This is a genomic window from Pseudomonas extremorientalis, assembly GCF_024584605.1.
GTDB classification, from domain to species: Bacteria; Pseudomonadota; Gammaproteobacteria; order Pseudomonadales; family Pseudomonadaceae; genus Aquipseudomonas; species Aquipseudomonas extremorientalis.
In genome coordinates this window covers 1,694,446-1,710,478 of record NZ_CP089519.1, presented here as the reverse complement: position 1 = coordinate 1,710,478, position 16,033 = coordinate 1,694,446, and the positions used below count along the sequence as shown (strand labels likewise).

Below are 16,033 nucleotides of genomic sequence, written 5' to 3'. Positions count from 1 at the left end.
ATGGAACGCATCCCTATTTTGCAGATGGGCGAGTTCCTGCTCGTGACCATCCAGGTGGACATGCACGACCAACTCGCGCTGACCCTGCAGGACGACCTGTCCGAACGCATCAGCCGTACCTCCGCCCGCGGTGTGCTGATCGATATCTCGGCGCTGGACATGGTCGACTCGTTCATCGGACGCATGATCGGCACGATTTCCGGCCTGTCGCGCATCATGGACGCGCAGACCGTCTTGGTAGGCATGCAGCCCGCCGTAGCCATTACGCTGGTGGAACTGGGCATGACCCTGCCTGGCGTGGCGACGGCGTTGAATGTCGAGCGCGGCATGAAACTGCTGCGCGACCGGGTAGAACACTCATGACCCAAGCCAGCAATGGCACCCACCCGGTGCTGATCGAACAGGACGTCGTGCTGGCTCGACAACTCGTACGCAAACTGGCCCAGGACTGCGGCATGCGCCTGATCGACCTGACCAAGCTGGTCACGGCGGTCAGCGAGTTGGCGCGCAACACAGTGGTCTATGGCAAGGGTGGCTACATGGACTGGGCGGTGGTCGAAAAAGACCACCGCCCCGGCCTGCGCCTGACCTTTCGCGATGAAGGCCCGGGCATTCCCGACCTGAAACTGGCAATGACCGACGGCTGGACCTCCGGCAGCGGCCTGGGCCTGGGGCTCACCGGGGCCAAGCGCCTGGTGGATGAATTTGAACTGGAGACCGCGCCAGGCCAGGGCACCCGCGTGACGATCACCCGATGGGCCTGAACATTCCCAGTGCCTTGACCCATGTGCTGCTGATTGAAGACACCAGCCAGGTCGGCCACGCCCGCCGCACGGCGCAGCAACTCGCCGAGCAGTTGGGCTTCGACGACACCGATGCCGGGCGCGTAGCCCTGGTGGCCACCGAACTGGCCAGCAATGTCCTCAAGCATGCCGAACATGGCCAACTGCACCTGCGCACCACCGGTAATGGTGGCCTCGAACTGGTCGCCATCGACCGTGGCCAAGGCTTCGACCTGAACAGCTGCCTGGTGGACGGTTACTCTACCGGGGGCACCCAAGGCATTGGTCTGGGTGCGATTTCGCGCCTGGCCCAGGTATTCGATGCCTACGCCAATCCACGCGGAACGGCGATTCTGGCCAGGCTGTATCCACGCGGCTCAGTGGCAAAGGACATTCGCTACGGGGTCAGCCAGCACTCACTGCATGATGATCCGCATTGCGGCGATGCCTGGCACCTGGCAATCGAAGCCGGTGGTTTCAGTGTGATGGTGGCCGATGGACTGGGCCATGGCGAATATGCCGAGCAAGCCGCCCGGGCAGGTGAAGGGGTATTCGCCCAGAATGCCTTCCTGGATTCGACGGTGCTGATGAACGACCTGCACATTGCCATGAACGGCACCCGCGGTGGCGCCCTCGCCGTGGCCCAATACGATGCCGAGGCCGATAACCTGAGGTTTACCGGCGTGGGCAATATTGGCGCCAGCCTGATCGGGCCGGAAAAATCCCGTGGCCTGGCCTCCCATCCAGGGATCGTCGGCGTGCAGTTTCGCAAGGCACATGCCTTCGACTACGCTCAAGTGGGCGGCCAGTTGCTGATCCTCTACAGCGACGGCCTGCAGTCACGCTGGAACCTGTCGGACTACCCCGGGCTCGTCCACCGCCACCCTGCCCTGATCGCCGCCGTCCTGCACCGTGACTTCTGTCGCGGCCGGGATGACGTCACGGTCTTCGTGATTGCCCTGGAGGCCATTGATGGCTGACACCCCTGCCGCGCTCGCCGCTGAAATCCAACGTCTTCGCCTGGAGGCGGACGCCCTGCGTTCCGAGCTGGACGAAACCAACCAGGGCGTGCTGGCGCTGTATGCCGAACTGGACACCCAGGCCGACCAACTGCGCCAGGCGTCGGACCTCAAGAGCCGCTTCCTGTCCTACATGAGCCATGAGTTCCGCACGCCGCTGGGCTCGATCCTGAGCATCACCAGCCTGCTGGCCGATGAGCTGGATGGCCCGTTGAGCGAGGAACAGCACACCCAGGTCGGCTTCATTCGCAACTCGGCCCGCGAACTGCGCGAGATGGTCGATGACCTGTTGGACCTGGCGAAGATCGAGGCCGGACGTATCAGCATTTCCCCGGCCTGGTTCGATATGTTCGACCTGTTCTCGGCGTTGCGCGGCATGTTCCGGCCGATTGTCGATGCGTCCTCGGTGGACCTGATCTTCGAAGAGCCCTCCGGCTTGCCCAAGCTCTACACCGATGACAAGAAACTGGCGCAGATCCTGCGCAACTTTATCTCCAACGCGCTGAAGTTCACCGCGCAGGGCGAAGTGCGGGTGTCGGCGCGCATGGAGAATGAACACGAGATACGCTTTGCGGTGCAGGACACCGGCCTGGGTATACCGGGTGAATTGCACAGCAATCTGTTCGAAGACTTTTCCCAGATCGATTCGCCGTTGCAAAAGCGCCTGCGCGGCACCGGCCTGGGCCTGTCCTTGTGCAAGCGTTTCGCCGAACTGCTCGGTGGCCGGGTGGGCGTGGAAAGCACACCCGGTGTGGGCTCGCTGTTTTTTGTGGTCATTCCCTTTTCCATCGCCAGCGAGACCGTCGATGAAACGTGACATACAACTGCTGATCGTCGACGACAACGCTGCCACGCGCTATGCCCTGCGCCGACGCCTGGAGCGCCATCATTACCTGGTACTGGAAGCCGGCACGGGCCAGGAAGGGCTCGACCTGATCGCGAGGGGCAAGATCGACGCACTGATCCTGGACGTCAACCTGCCGGACATGAGCGGCTTCGACATCGTGCGTGGTTTGCGTGCCAACCCGGCCACAGCCTTGCTGCCGGTGGTGCACGTTTCGGCGGCGTCCATCGAGACCGGCGACATCATCACCGGCCTGGACGCAGGCGCCGATGCCTACCTGATCCACCCGGTAGACCCCGAGGTGCTCCTGGCGACCCTGCGCACCTTGCTGCGGGTACGCGACACCGAATACGCACTGCGCGAAAGCGAGGCGCGCTTCCGGGAAATCTTCTTCAATATCAGCGCACCGATTGCGGTGATGGACGCGCAGTTGAAGGTTCACGAGTGCAACCACGCCTTCGCCCAACTGATCCACGACAACCTCAACCCGGACGCCCTGCTCGAATGCTTCGCCAGCGATCAATACAGCGTCATCCAGGAGCTGTGCCTGCGCCTCGCGGCGGGTGAACGCTGGAAGGGCACGCTGCAGATGAAGGTCGATGGGCAACTGCGCGAAACCGAATGGCAGATTTCGCCCTATGACCGCGCCGAGCTGAGCCTGGTGTTTGTCGAGGACGTAACCGAACACCGCCATCGTGAACGCCACCAACAGGCCGAGCTGGCCAACGCCGCCACCCAGTTGGCACGTACGGAAGCGCAACTGCTCCAGGCCCAGAAAATGGATGCCTTGGGCAAGCTCACCGGCGGTATCGCCCACGACTTCAACAACCTGCTGACGGGCATCATCACCAGCCTGGAACTGATCAAGAAGCGTATCGAAAGCCAGCGCACCGACAAGGTACTCGGTTATGCCGACGCGGCGCTCAGTTCAGCCCTGAGCGCCGCCGGCCTGACCAACCGTCTGCTCGCCTTCGCCCGCCAGCAGCCGCTGGACACCCGGCCGACCGATATCAACGCGCATATCCGCTCCCTGGAAGAGTTGCTGGTGCGCACCATCGGCGAACACATTGCCCTGAAACTGGAGCTGACCACCAACCCCGCCGTGGCGATGGTGGACCCGATCCAACTGGAAAGTGCGGTACTGAACCTGGTGATCAACGCGCGGGATGCACTGCCCCAAGGCGGGATTATCTGGGTGACGACTTACCCGTCGTACTCCAACGGCAACCTCAAGCTGGAAGATGGCCCGTACGTTGCACTGTCGGTACGGGACAACGGTGTGGGCATCGAGCACAGCGTGATCGACAAGGTGTTCGACCCCTTCTTCACCACCAAACCCGTCGGCCAGGGCACCGGCCTGGGTCTGTCGACCATCTATGGCTTTGCCCGCCAGTCCGGCGGTGATGCGCAGATCCGCAGCGTGACCCGCCAGGGCACCGAGGTGACCCTCATGCTCCCCGCCGCCGACGGCCCCGCCACCTTTGCCACCAAAACCGTGGCGGTGCCGGGCAACAGCATGGGCGAACACATACTGATTGTTGAAGACATGCCCTCGGTCCGCAGTTTTGTCGCCGAGGTACTGACGGATGCCGGCTACCGCTGCAGCCTGGCGGCCGATGGTGACGAAGCCATCGTCATCCTGAAAGCCAATGCGGGCATCGACCTGCTGCTGACGGATGTCGGCTTGCCGTACATGACTGGCCGGGAGCTGGCCGACCACGCGCGAGCCCTGAACCCCAACCTGCCGATCCTGTTCATGACCGGCTACGCCGAGAATGCGGCCAACCGCCAGAACTTCCTGGGCGAACGCATGCACCTGATCACCAAGCCCTTTCATATCGATGAGCTGCTGGAAAAGATCAGGCAGGGCGTAGGGGAGTAGGGCTAGGCGCCGATAGACCGGGACACCTACAGGGCGGGGACCTGTCTGCTGGCGGAAGGCGGCAGGGATCGGGTGTTGGAACACGAAGGGCAAACCGTGACCTACGAGCTGAGAAGAAGAAGCGACGGTGTGCTGGAGGCATTCAACATTCGCGTTGAGGAAGAACCCAGTACGCATTAGTGCAGCCTACGGCGTGCCATGAACCGCGTTCGCGGCACGCCTTTCACTCTTTCCTCCCCCGTACGACCAACGCCCCACCTGCGCACGGACTGCTGCCTCGTCATGCAGTGCGCGCCAGAGCGTCGCATCGATAGCACTGATGATTACTATCGAAACGAGCGCCTGCCCGATTTTCAACACTGATTCCTATAATCGCCTCCAGATCCCCTCCCCCTCGCCTGACTGCAGGCGTCGTTCACCCTGGAACCCAACACCATGCCAAGTGCCAGCCAGGCCCCCAGCGGCCTCCCCGAACATAATCAACAGAGCGTCAAACAGCAGTGGCTGGCGATTCTCTCGGTCGCCGTCGGTGCCTTCGCCCTGGTCACCAGTGAGTTTCTCCCGGTGGGCGTGCTCAACGACGTCGCTGCCGACCTCGGCATCAGTGCCGGCCACGCCGGCCTGATGGTGACCCTGCCCGGCATCATGGCCGCCCTCGCCGCCCCATTGCTGTCGGTGATCATTGGCGCCATGGACCGCCGCTACCTGCTGATCGGCCTGACGCTGATCATGATCATCGCCAACATGGTCGTGGCGTTCGCCAGTGACTTCAGCCTGCTGCTGTTCGGCCGCGTCTTGCTGGGCATCAGTATCGGCGGTTTCTGGGCGACGGCCATCGCCCTCAGCGGCCGCCTGGCACCCAAGGGTGTGGACGTCGCCAAGGCGACCTCGATCATCATGATGGGCGTGACCCTGGCCACCGTACTGGGCGTGCCCGTCGGCACTTGGCTCAGTGGCCTGATGGGCTGGCGCATGACGTTCCTGGTCACCGCGCTGGTGGGCATACCGGTGCTGTTGGCGCAGGTCCTCCTGCTGCCCCGGCTGGACCCGGAGAAAGCCATTCTCGTTCGTGACCTGCCCGCCTTGTTCATCAACCCACGGGCTCGGGTCGGGTTGATCGCGGTATTGCTGATCGGCCTGGCGCACTTTGCTGCGTACACCTATGTCGCACCGTTCTTTAAATACAGCTCCGGTTTCGACGGCCCAACGATTGGTTCACTGTTGCTGCTCTTTGGCGTGGCTGGGGTATTCGGTAATATTTTTGCCGGTTTTGCTGCCAACCGCAGCGTACGCCACACCTTGATGCTGGTTGCACTGATGATCGGCACCAGCACCGCCCTTTTCCCTTACTTCGCCACCGGCATGACCGGCGCAGCGATGCTGATCGGCCTGTGGGGCTTTGCCTTCGGCGCCTTCCCGGCCTGTGCAAGTATCTGGATGTTCGTGGTCGCGCCCAAGGATGTCGAACGCGGCATGCCGCTGTTCGTCGCCTTGTTTCAAGTGATCATTGCCCTGGGTTCGTTCTTTGGCGGGCGGATCGTCGACCAGATGGGCAGCTCGGTGTTGTTGAGCCTGGCCACGGCCCTGGTCGGCGTCGGTTTTATGACTGTGCTGGTGCTGGGGCGGAATGTAAGCAATAGCCTGGCGGCCCAACCCGCCTGAGCGAAGAGTGCCCACCCAAAAAGCCTGCTGAGCCTTAAGCCCAGCAGGCTTTTTTATTTTCAAAGTGTCGCAACGCCCGTCACAGCGATGGAAAAGCCTGGTAATGAGAATTCGCACAATGAATCTTGTGCCCCCAGGCCCCTGGGCTAGCCTGAAAAAGTCGCTGCCGTGGCGACAGACTGCCAAGGAGGTTATATGCCAGCTAGATATCGTGACGCGGTCACAGGGGAGTACGTGACAGAGGCTGAGGCAAAGAAGAGGCCTAGGGAGACGGTGAAGGAGACGGATAAAAAGCCGCCGTCAAAGCCCAAGGGTAAGAAGTAGGGTCAAGCTTGAAGGCTTGCTGGCCACAGAGAAGGAACGATTACATTCCAAAACGAAAAAACCCCGTAGCTTATTCGGCTACGGGGCTTTTTCTATGTAATGGCGGAGAGATAGGGATTCGAACCCTAGGTACCGGTGAAGGTACAACGGATTTCGAATCCGTCCCATTCGGCCACTCTGGCATCTCTCCAACGGCGCGCATCATAACAGCATGATTCGTGGATGCAAAGCGCCGAAGCGATTTTTTTCCGTGCTATCAGATGCTTGCGTCGATTAAAGCGGTACGCCGAGACGATTGGCGACTTCTTCGTAGGCTTCGATCACGTCACCGAGGCCCTGGCGGAAGCGGTCTTTGTCCATCTTCTTCTTGGTGTCCTTGTCCCACAGGCGGCAGCCGTCCGGACTGAATTCGTCGCCCAGGACGATGGAGCCGTCGTGGAACACGCCGAACTCGAGCTTGAAGTCCACCAGCAGCAGGCCGGCGTCGTCGAACAGCTTGCTCAGCACGTCGTTGACCTTGAGGGACAGCTCCTTCATGCGCGCCAGTTGCTCAGCGGTACCCCAGCCGAATGCCACGACGTGGGATTCGTTGATGAACGGGTCACCCTTGGCGTCGTCCTTCAGGAACAGTTCGAAGGTGTACGGGTTGAGCTTGAGGCCCTCTTCCACGCCGAGGCGCTTGACCAGGCTGCCGGCGGCGTAGTTACGCACGACGCATTCAACCGGGATCATGTCGAGCTTCTTGACCAGGCACTCGTTGTCGCCCAGCAGTTTGTCGAATTGGGTCGGGATGCCGGCCGCTTCGAGCTTCTGCATGATGAAGGCGTTGAACTTGTTGTTCACCATGCCTTTGCGATCAAGTTGTTCGATGCGTTTGCCGTCGAACGCCGAGGTGTCGTTGCGAAACAGCAGGATCAGGCGGTTGGCGTCGTCGGTCTTGTACACCGACTTGGCTTTGCCGCGGTAGAGTTCTTCACGTTTTTCCATGATGGGCTCCGCTTGCTAAATGGTGGGCTAGGCGATGTGTCGCCAGTCGAGCCCTGAATCTTGATCGGCCAGTTGCAGCCAGTCCGGGTCGCACCCGAGGGTGTCGACAAAACATTGCCGGGCCAGCTGCGGCAGGTTGTTCTTGCTGCTCAGGTGGGCCAGGACCAGGTGTTGCAAGTCTTGCCAGCCCAACTCATACACCAGGTACGCCGCCTGGTGGTTGTTCAAATGTCCCAGTTCGCCGCCCACCCGCTGCTTGAGGAAGTAGGGGTAATGACCACGGGCCAGCAGGTCTCGGCAATGGTTGGACTCGATCATCAAGGCATCGAGGTTCCGGTAGCCGTCCAGCACCTTGGCGCAGTAGGAGCCCAGGTCGGTCAGTACGCCGAAGCGCCGCTCACCGTCACTGAAGACATACTGCGTCGGCTCCTGGGCATCATGCGCCACGGCAATCACATCGATGCTCAAGGCGCCGATTTGCAACTGCTCGCCACCGGCCAGGAAACCTGCGGGTTCAATGGGTTTGCGCATCCCGCGCAAGGTGCCGCGACTGAGGTACACCGGGAGATTGTAGCGCCGAGACAGCAAACCCACGCCATGCACGTGGTCGGCATGTTCGTGGGTTACCAGAATCGCGCTCAGCTGCGCGGGGTGAACCCCCAGGCGCAGCAGGCGCCGCTCGGTTTCTTTTAACGAGAAACCACAATCCACCAGCACATACGTGTCGTCATGTGCGACCAGCGTGCCGTTCCCTTGGCTACCGCTGCCGAGAACGGCAAAACGCATCGGATCAGCCCAGGTTGTCCTGAATCACGCCCAACACTTTGCGCGCTGTTTCAGCTGGCGCAACGGTATTGATGTTCTTCTCGACGGTGACCTGCACGCTGTCGCCCACCTTGCTCAAACGAACCTGGTAACGCTCGGCGCGGGTCTCGATCTCTTCCTTGGTCGGCTTGCTGCCGAACAGTTTGCCGAAGAAACCAGGCTCGTCGTCTTTACGCTCGGCCTTTTCCGCCACGTTGATGTAGTACAGGCCCAGGCTGCGGTTGATGTCTTCAACGCGCCAAGGGCCCTGCTCCAACGCGCGGCCAACACTGGCCCAGGCACGGTCGAGGTCTTCACCCAGGTTCAGCACCACGTTGCCGCTGCCGTCTTCGGTGAGGCTGACGCGGCTCGGGGTGTCGTAATCACGGGCAGCGAGCAGGGAAACCGAACCACCCTTCTCGGAGATACGGCTCATGCTGGCCAGCATCTCGTCGACCAGCGCCGAGTCGACGCCGGTGTTAACCGAGCGGTTGGTGAAGTCAACGTTGGCGGTGCTGCCGGCCGGGCGCTCGGCGCTGACCACGTAGACTTCACTGGTATTGCGCTGTACGCCTGGTTCGATGCGCACACGCACGCGGGCTTCGCTGTCAGCGGCTACGCCACCGGCCTGCAAGCGCTTGGCCATGGTGGCGGACAGCTCGCTGCCCTGCTGCCATGCGGTGGTGAACTCACCGGTCTGCGGGCGCTGCTCGTCCAGGCGGAAACCGTTGTCCTGGAAGAACTGCACGGCCACCGGCCAGACTTCGGCAGGTGGGCGTTGTGCAACGATCCAGCGCGAGTCGCCGCTCTTCTGCAGACTGTAGTCGCTGGCATCCGCCACCGCCGAGATCGGCTGTGGACGCGGCACCACGTACTCACCCTTGGTGGTGTCGTCGGCGACGTTGCGCGGGATCGGCAGCAACGGGTCAAGGCGCTTGGCGACGTTGACGCCCGGCGGCAATTCCATCGGTTTGGTGGGTTGTGCTTCCAGGTAATCGCTGCCGCGGTCACGGAAGTAGCCTTCCGGGCCCCAGATCCAACCGCAGCCACTGGTGCTGGAGATAATCAAGGCAAGTGCGGAAAGTCCGGCCAATCGCTTCATGCGTAGTGCTTCCTCAATTAAACCAGGACGCCGGACTGGCGCAGGGCCTGTCGCAGCGGTTCGTGACAGGCTTCGCTGAGACGGGTGAGCGGCAGACGGATACCGTCCGGCATCATGCCCATTTCAGTCAGTGCCCATTTCACGGGAATAGGGTTGGATTCGATAAACAGTGTCTTGTTGAGCGGCATCAGCTTCTCGTGGATCGCGCGGGCGGTCACGGCGTCGCCTGCAATGGCGGCGGCACACATTTCGCTCATGGCACGGGGGGCCACGTTGGCGGTCACGGAGATGTTGCCCTTGCCGCCCAGCAGGATCAGCTCGACAGCGGTGGCGTCGTCACCGGAATACACCAGGAAATCGCTGCTCACGCCGGCCAGGATGTCCTTGGCGCGCTGCAGGTCACCGGTGGCTTCCTTGATACCGATGATGTTCGGCACGGTGGACAGGCGGATCACGGTCTCGGCCTTCATGTCGCACGCGGTACGACCCGGTACGTTATAGAGGATCTGCGGGATGTCGACCGCTTCGGCAATGGTGCGGAAATGCTGGTACAGGCCTTCCTGGGTCGGCTTGTTGTAGTACGGGGTCACCAGCAGGCAGGCGTCGGCGCCGGCCTTCTTGGCGTTTTTGGTCAGCTCGATGGCTTCACGCGTCGAGTTGGCGCCCGTACCGGCGATCACGGCAATACGGCCGGCAACACGCTTGACCACGAATTCGATGACCTGGATATGTTCTTCCACGTCGAGGGTGGCCGATTCACCGGTGGTGCCGACCGCCACGATGGCATTGGTGCCTTCTTGCAGGTGGAAGTCCACCAGTTTGCCCAGGCTGTCCCAGTCGAGATGACCTTGTGCATCCATGGGTGTGACCAGTGCCACCATACTGCCCGCAATCATGCAACCGCTCCTGCCGGAAAAAGAGAGCCGTAATGGTACTGGCGCCAAGATGCTTGCACAAGCGAAGTACCGCCTGAGGATGCGTTCTGGCGCAACTAAACGACGGGCAATGCCATCATTGGGCGAAAGCATGCCCTGAAGCACGATGAAATCGGACCGATCACGCAATGAAAACGCCACCTCCTATCCCTTGGCGACGGTTTTCGCTACCCTTCATCCTTTGATCGATACAGCCCACACGGTATCGACCGCTCATCGTTTTAGGAAGGCTGCATGTCCACCCCCACAGTTCGCGAACAATTCCTTGTTATCAGTGCCCTCGGCGCCAACCCCATGGAGCTGACCAACGTCCTGTGCCGCGCCAGCCATGAAAACCGCTGCGCCGTCGTGACCTCCCGCCTGACCCGCCACGGCGAGTGCAGCGCGCTGGTCCTGCAGATCTCCGGCACCTGGGATGCCCTGGCGCGCCTGGAGACCGGCCTGCCAGGCCTGGCCAAGAAGCATGACTTCACCGTCAACGTGGTGCGCAGCGCAGCCCTGGAGAATCGTCCCCAGGCCCTGCCGTATGTGGCTTACGTCAGCTCCGCCTACCGCTCGGACATCGTCAATGAGCTGTGCCAGTTCTTCATCGACCACAACGTTGAGCTGGAAAACCTGACCTGCGACACCTACCAGGCCCCGCAAACCGGCGGCACCATGCTGAACGCCACGTTTACCGTGACCCTGCCGGCCGGCGTGCAGATCAGCTGGTTGCGCGACCAGTTCCTGGATTTCGCCGATGCCTTGAACCTCGATGCCTTGATCGAGCCATGGCGCCCACAGAACCCAATGTAAGGAAGTTTTCATGGCGGTAGTCATCGACAAACCCGTAGCCGATTTCGAAGCCCAGGCCACCAGTGGTCAGACCTTCAGCCTCGCCGCCCTCAAGGGCAGGCAAGTGGTGATCTACTTCTACCCGAAGGACAGCACGCCGGGCTGCACCACCGAAGGCCAGGGCTTTCGTGATCAGTACGCAGCGTTCAAGGCGGCCAACACCGAGGTGTTTGGTGTGTCGCGTGACAGCGTGAAGTCCCACGAGAACTTCAAGGGCAAGCAGGAGTTTCCCTTCGAGCTGATCAGTGACAAGGATGAAGCGGTTTGCCAGCTGTTTGATGTGATCAAGTTGAAGAAGCTGTACGGCAAGGAATACCTCGGCGTGGATCGCAGCACCTTCCTGATCGACAAGGATGGCGTGCTGCGCCAGGAATGGCGTGGTGTGAAGGTGCCGGGGCATGTGGATGCCGTGCTGGCGGCGGCGCAGGCCTTGAACAAAGCCTGAGACGCAGCAGACTGTTGTATGAGCGGGCTTGTCCCGCTCACTACAGAAGCGGCGCCACGACAGGCTCCTGCCGCGGCCACGCGTCCAGCACCGCCTTGAACAGCGTTGCCAGCGGGATCGCAAAAAACACGCCCCAGAATCCCCATAACCCACCGAACAACAGCACCGCGCAGATGATCGCCACCGGGTGCAGGTTGACTGCCTCTGAGAACAACAGCGGCACCAGCACATTGCCATCCAGGGTCTGGATGATCCCGTAAACCGCCATCAGGTAGATGAACTGGTCGCTCCAGCCCCACTGGAACAAGGCGATCAAGGTCACTGGCACCGTCACCACCACGGCGCCAACGTAGGGCACCACCACCGAAACCCCCACCAGCAAGGCCAACAAGGCTGCGTAGTTCAGGTCCAGGGCGATGAAGGCGATGTAAGTCACGCCCCCGCAGATAATGATCTCGATGACCTTGCCGCGAATGTAGTTGGCGATCTGCCGGTTCATTTCCTCCGCCACCCGGGTGATCAGCGCGCGCTCGCGCGGCAGGTAGCCTCGCACCCAGCGACCGATCATGGCGCGGTCCTTGAGGAAGAAGAACACCAGGATCGGCACCAGCACCAGGTAGATCATGATGTTGACCAGCAGCGGCAGGCTGGACAGGGAAAAGGTCAGCGCCCATTGCCCGAACTTTCCGATCTCGCCGCGCGCCACTTCGATGGCTTGCAGCACCTGTTCGTCCGACACCAAATGCGGGTAGCGCTCCGGCAACAACAGCAACAGCGACTGCCACTTGGCGAGCATGCCGGGCAGTTCATTGAACAGGGTGATCAACTGATGCCATAGCAACGGCAATACCACCACGATAAACAGCACCAACAAGCTCATGAACAAGGCAAACACCAGCCCTACCGCCGCCCCACCTGGCAGGTGCAGGCGCTCCAGCGTAGTGACCAGGCCCTGCATCAGGTAAGCCAGCACCATCCCCGCCAATACCGGCGCCAGCATGCCGCCCAAGGTGAGTACGGCCGTAAAGGCCAGAAACAGCAGGACCGCCAGCACCACCGCCTCCTCATCGGAGAAGTAGCGCTGGATCCAGTCTCGTAACACTTTGAACATCAATCAACCTCGGGTGATAGGGCAAACGATTCAGGCCTTGCGCAACCAGTAACGGTACACACCGGCGGCGTCTTCTTCATGCAACAGCGTGTGGCCGGCCAGCTTGGCAAACGTACGGAAATCACGCTGGGAGCCGGCGTCCGTAGCGATCACCTTGAGCACGGCGCCACTGCTCAGACGGTTGAGTTCCAGCTTGGCCTTGAGCAAAGGCAGCGGGCAATTGAGGCCGCTGGCATCGAGTTCGGCATCAAAGGCTACAGCGTTGGTCATGGTTTACTCCGGGCAAGCGTTGAGAGTGCTTAGAATATCTGGTCCGAAGCTCAGTGTCCGGCTACAGTAAGCTCTTTGTCGAAAGGCTCTGTGCATGACTTTTTTGCGCCCCACCCTGCTGACGCTGGCTTGCCTGCTGGCCTCCCCAGGCTTCGCCGACGACCTGCCGTCACTTGGCGACGCCAGTTCTGCCATTGTCTCGCCACAACAGGAATACCAACTGGGCCGCGCGTGGCTGGCCTACCTGCGGGGCCAGGTCTCGCAACTCAACGACCCGCAGCTCAAGGACTACGTCGAAACCAGCGTGTACAAGCTGGTGGAGACCAGCCAGGTCAATGACCGGCGGCTGGAATTCATCCTGATCAACAGCCCGCAACTGAACGCTTTTGCCGCACCGGGTGGCATCGTCGGGGTCAACGGCGGCCTGTTCCTCAACGCCCAGACCGAAGGGGAATATGCCTCGGTACTGGCTCACGAACTGGCGCATTTGTCCCAACGCCACTTCGCCCGTGGCGTTGAAGCGCAACAGCGCATGCAGATTCCGATGATGGCCGCCCTGCTCGGCGGCATCATTGCTGCTGCGGCGGGTGCAGGCGATGCAGGTATTGCCGCGATTGCCGGCACCCAGGCCGCGGCGATCCAGGAACAACGTCGGTTCTCTCGCCAGAACGAACAAGAGGCAGACCGTATCGGCATCCTCAACCTGGAAAAAGCCGGATATGACCCGCGCTCCATGCCGACCATGTTCGAACGCCTGATGCGCCAGTACCGCTTCGACGCCAAACCGCCGGAGTTCCTGTTGACGCACCCGGTCACCGAATCGCGGATCGCCGACACCCGCAACCGCGCCGAGCAATCCAAGCCTGGCGGCAAGGAAGACAGCCTGCGTTATCAGCTCATCCGCGCGCGGGTGCAATTGCAATACGAAGACACCCCTGGCCTCGCCGCCAAGCGCTTCCAGGCGCAGCTGGACGAAAACCCGAAGAACGATGTGGCGCGCTACGGCTTGGCTATCGCCCAGATCAAAGGCTCCCAATTCAAGCAGGCTCGGGAAAACCTCGCGCCGCTGCTGGCCAAGGCGCCCAACGACATCACCTACAACCTGGCGCAGATCCAGCTGGACATCGACAACAGCCGCCTGCCGGATGCCCAGCAACGCACGGATCGGATGCTCACCCAGTACCCAGGTAACTATCCGTTGAATCAGGTGCGCGTGGACCTGCTGCTCAAGCAGAACCGCACGGCGGATGCAGAAAAGGCACTGGACGGTTTGCTCAAGTCTCGCCCGGATGACCCGGACGTGTGGTACCAGGTCGCTGAGACACGCGGTTTGTCGGGCAACATCATCGGTTTGCATCAGGCCCGCGCCGAGTACTTTGCGCTGGTGGGTGATTTCCAGCAGGCCATCCAGCAATTGGATTTTGCCAAGCGTCGCGCCGGCAGCAACTTCCCGCTGTCGTCGCGCATCGATGCACGCCAGCGTGAGTTGATCGAACAGGAACGCCTGGTCAAAGGGATGATGAGCTAAACCGATCAGGCACAAAAAAGCCCCGCCTTCGTTAAACGAAGGCGGGGCTTTTTGTTATTACCGACTTACTCAGCCAGTTTGAAGGTAATGAAGCTGGCGCGGCCCTGACGCAACACACGCATCGACACCGAGCGGTTCTTCGGCAACGCCTTGGCGATGTCGGTGAACTGCTTGGTGGTCTCGATCGCCTGGTTGTTCAGGTGGGTGATGACGTCACCCGGCTGTAGGCCGATCAGAGACGCCGGGCCATCCTGCACTTCCTTGATCACAACACCGCTCTTGAGGTCAAAGCTCTTTTTCTGCTCAGCGGTCAGCTCGGCCACGGCGATGCCCAGGCGGTTGCTGCTGCGCTCGGCGCCCGGCTTGGTATTGCCCAGAGCATCCAGGGTGGCGCCTTCTTCAGGGATTGCGCCCACGGTCAGCTCAACAGTCTGGCGCTTGCCTTCGCGGATCACTTCCAGCTTGGCTTTGCTGCCCGCCTTGAGCGCACCTACGAGGTGCGGCAGGTCGGCCGACATGACGATTGGCTGGCCGTTCATGCTCAGGATCACGTCGCCAACTTGCAGGCCGCCTTTGGCAGCAGGGCCGTCGTCCTGGATCTGTGCAACCAGTGCGCCGGCCGGCTTGTCGAGGCCGAAGGACTCAGCCAGGTCTTTATTCACTTCCTGGATCACTACGCCCAACCAACCGCGGCTGACCTTGCCACCGCTTTTCAGTTGGTTGGAAACGTCCATGGCCACGTCGATCGGGATCGCGAACGACACCCCCATGAAGCCACCGGAACGGGTGTAGATCTGCGAGTTGATGCCGACCACTTCGCCCGCCAGGTTGAACAGCGGACCACCAGAGTTACCCGGGTTGATCGGCACGTCGGTCTGGATGAACGGTACGTAGTTTTCGTTCGGCAGGCTGCGGCCGATGGCGCTGACGATGCCTTGGGTCACGGTATGGTCAAAACCAAACGGCGAACCGATGGCGACCACCCACTGGCCGGCTTTCAGGTCCTGGGATTTGCCCAGCTTGAGCACAGGCAGGTCCTTGCCGTCGATCTTCAGCAAGGCCACGTCGGAACGTGGGTCGGTACCGACGAGCTTGGCTTTCAGCTCACTGCGATCGGCCAGGCGCACGAGAATCTCGTCAGCGTCGGCAATCACGTGGTTGTTGGTAAGGATGTAGCCGTCCGGCGAAATAATGAAACCCGAGCCCAGGGACTGGGCCTCGCGCTGACCACCGCCACCACGGGGTGCGCGCTGTTGCGGCATGCCGCGCTCGAAGAACTCGCGCAGCATCGGCGGCAGGCCTTCCAGGTCCGGCATCTGCTGGTTGGAGACTTTGCGATCCGGCAGTTTCTGCGTGGTACTGATGTTCACCACGGCAGGTGAGGCTTGCTCGACCAATTGGGTGAAGTCAGGCAGCTCGACTGCTTGCGCAGGCAGGGCCTGACCCAGCACCAACACCGTGGCGACTATGGATAGGTAAGACTTCAAACGTGGTATCGACATAC

General features: G+C 61.4%; 16 protein-coding genes and 1 tRNA gene. 9 read left to right on the top strand and 8 right to left on the bottom strand.

From position 1 onward, the window contains the following. The 6 genes from LUU92_RS07585 to LUU92_RS07560 all read left to right on the top strand — a co-directional run bounded on the left by LUU92_RS07585 (position 1) and on the right by LUU92_RS07560 (position 6,189). The gene (locus tag LUU92_RS07585; RefSeq protein WP_017254285.1) at positions 1-363 is read left to right on the top strand and encodes an STAS domain-containing protein; all 363 of its coding nucleotides are present in this window, start codon (positions 1-3) and stop codon (positions 361-363) included. Further along, positions 360-764: an ATP-binding protein gene (locus LUU92_RS07580; protein ID WP_071488948.1), complete on the top strand. Its 405-nt coding sequence runs from the start codon at positions 360-362 to the stop codon at positions 762-764. The genes LUU92_RS07585 and LUU92_RS07580 overlap by 4 nt, the downstream gene beginning before the upstream one ends. Continuing rightward, a complete protein-coding gene (locus LUU92_RS07575) occupies positions 755-1,762 on the top strand; it encodes an ATP-binding protein (protein ID WP_083351550.1) in 1,008 nt (335 codons plus the stop codon). Before LUU92_RS07580 ends, LUU92_RS07575 begins: the two co-directional genes overlap by 10 nt. Beyond that, the gene (locus LUU92_RS07570; RefSeq protein WP_071488947.1) at positions 1,755-2,618 is read left to right on the top strand and encodes a sensor histidine kinase; all 864 of its coding nucleotides are present in this window, start codon (positions 1,755-1,757) and stop codon (positions 2,616-2,618) included. The genes LUU92_RS07575 and LUU92_RS07570 overlap by 8 nt, the downstream gene beginning before the upstream one ends. Beyond that, positions 2,608-4,527, top strand: a complete 1,920-nt coding sequence (locus LUU92_RS07565) for a PAS domain-containing hybrid sensor histidine kinase/response regulator (RefSeq protein ID WP_071488946.1) — start codon at positions 2,608-2,610, stop codon at positions 4,525-4,527. Before LUU92_RS07570 ends, LUU92_RS07565 begins: the two co-directional genes overlap by 11 nt. Positions 4,528-4,962: 435 nt before the next feature. Next, entirely contained in the window at positions 4,963-6,189 is a 1,227-nt protein-coding gene (locus LUU92_RS07560) for an MFS transporter (RefSeq protein ID WP_071488945.1), read from the top strand. Positions 6,190-6,613: 424 nt separating this feature from the next. On the opposite strand, the gene LUU92_RS07555 is transcribed toward LUU92_RS07560, so the two are convergent. The 5 genes from LUU92_RS07555 to dapA all read right to left on the bottom strand — a co-directional run bounded on the left by LUU92_RS07555 (position 6,614) and on the right by dapA (position 10,302). Next, positions 6,614-6,703, bottom strand: a tRNA-Ser gene (locus LUU92_RS07555). Between the two features lie 83 nt (positions 6,704-6,786). Continuing rightward, positions 6,787-7,500 (bottom strand): phosphoribosylaminoimidazolesuccinocarboxamide synthase, encoded by a 714-nt coding sequence (gene purC / locus LUU92_RS07550; RefSeq protein WP_010212191.1) that lies wholly within the window; start codon positions 7,498-7,500, stop codon positions 6,787-6,789. A gap of 27 nt (positions 7,501-7,527) precedes the next feature. Next, the gene (locus tag LUU92_RS07545; protein WP_012722776.1) at positions 7,528-8,286 is read right to left on the bottom strand and encodes an MBL fold metallo-hydrolase; all 759 of its coding nucleotides are present in this window, start codon (positions 8,284-8,286) and stop codon (positions 7,528-7,530) included. 4 nt (positions 8,287-8,290) lie between these two features. After that, positions 8,291-9,406, bottom strand: a complete 1,116-nt coding sequence (gene bamC, locus LUU92_RS07540; RefSeq protein WP_058425138.1) for an NlpB/DapX family lipoprotein — start codon at positions 9,404-9,406, stop codon at positions 8,291-8,293. Between the two features lie 17 nt (positions 9,407-9,423). After that, positions 9,424-10,302 carry a 4-hydroxy-tetrahydrodipicolinate synthase gene (gene dapA / locus LUU92_RS07535; RefSeq protein ID WP_071488942.1) on the bottom strand — a complete coding sequence of 293 codons (879 nt, stop codon included), beginning with the start codon at positions 10,300-10,302 and terminating at the stop codon, positions 9,424-9,426. Between the two features lie 273 nt (positions 10,303-10,575). Here dapA and LUU92_RS07530 point away from each other — a divergent pair, with 273 nt between their 5' ends. Together LUU92_RS07530 and LUU92_RS07525 are read left to right on the top strand one after the other, a co-directional pair. Then, positions 10,576-11,136 carry a glycine cleavage system transcriptional repressor gene (locus tag LUU92_RS07530; protein WP_003172487.1) on the top strand — a complete coding sequence of 187 codons (561 nt, stop codon included), beginning with the start codon at positions 10,576-10,578 and terminating at the stop codon, positions 11,134-11,136. 10 nt (positions 11,137-11,146) lie between these two features. Further along, positions 11,147-11,620: a peroxiredoxin gene (locus LUU92_RS07525; protein WP_071488941.1), complete on the top strand. Its 474-nt coding sequence runs from the start codon at positions 11,147-11,149 to the stop codon at positions 11,618-11,620. A gap of 40 nt (positions 11,621-11,660) precedes the next feature. Here LUU92_RS07525 and LUU92_RS07520 read toward each other — a convergent pair whose 3' ends face one another. Both LUU92_RS07520 and LUU92_RS07515 read right to left on the bottom strand, forming a co-directional pair. Next, positions 11,661-12,731 (bottom strand): AI-2E family transporter, encoded by a 1,071-nt coding sequence (locus LUU92_RS07520; RefSeq protein WP_071488940.1) that lies wholly within the window; start codon positions 12,729-12,731, stop codon positions 11,661-11,663. A 30-nt stretch (positions 12,732-12,761) separates the two neighbouring features. Beyond that, complete coding sequence (locus tag LUU92_RS07515) at positions 12,762-13,001, bottom strand: sulfurtransferase TusA family protein (RefSeq protein ID WP_092247220.1); 240 nt, start codon at positions 12,999-13,001, stop codon at positions 12,762-12,764. A 94-nt stretch (positions 13,002-13,095) separates the two neighbouring features. Here LUU92_RS07515 and LUU92_RS07510 point away from each other — a divergent pair, with 94 nt between their 5' ends. Then, positions 13,096-14,529, top strand: coding sequence for a M48 family metalloprotease (locus tag LUU92_RS07510; RefSeq protein WP_071488938.1), 1,434 nt, complete (start codon positions 13,096-13,098; stop codon positions 14,527-14,529). Between the two features lie 65 nt (positions 14,530-14,594). Here LUU92_RS07510 and LUU92_RS07505 read toward each other — a convergent pair whose 3' ends face one another. After that, positions 14,595-16,031, bottom strand: coding sequence for a DegQ family serine endoprotease (locus tag LUU92_RS07505; protein ID WP_071488937.1), 1,437 nt, complete (start codon positions 16,029-16,031; stop codon positions 14,595-14,597). Between the last annotated feature and the right edge of the window lie 2 nt (positions 16,032-16,033).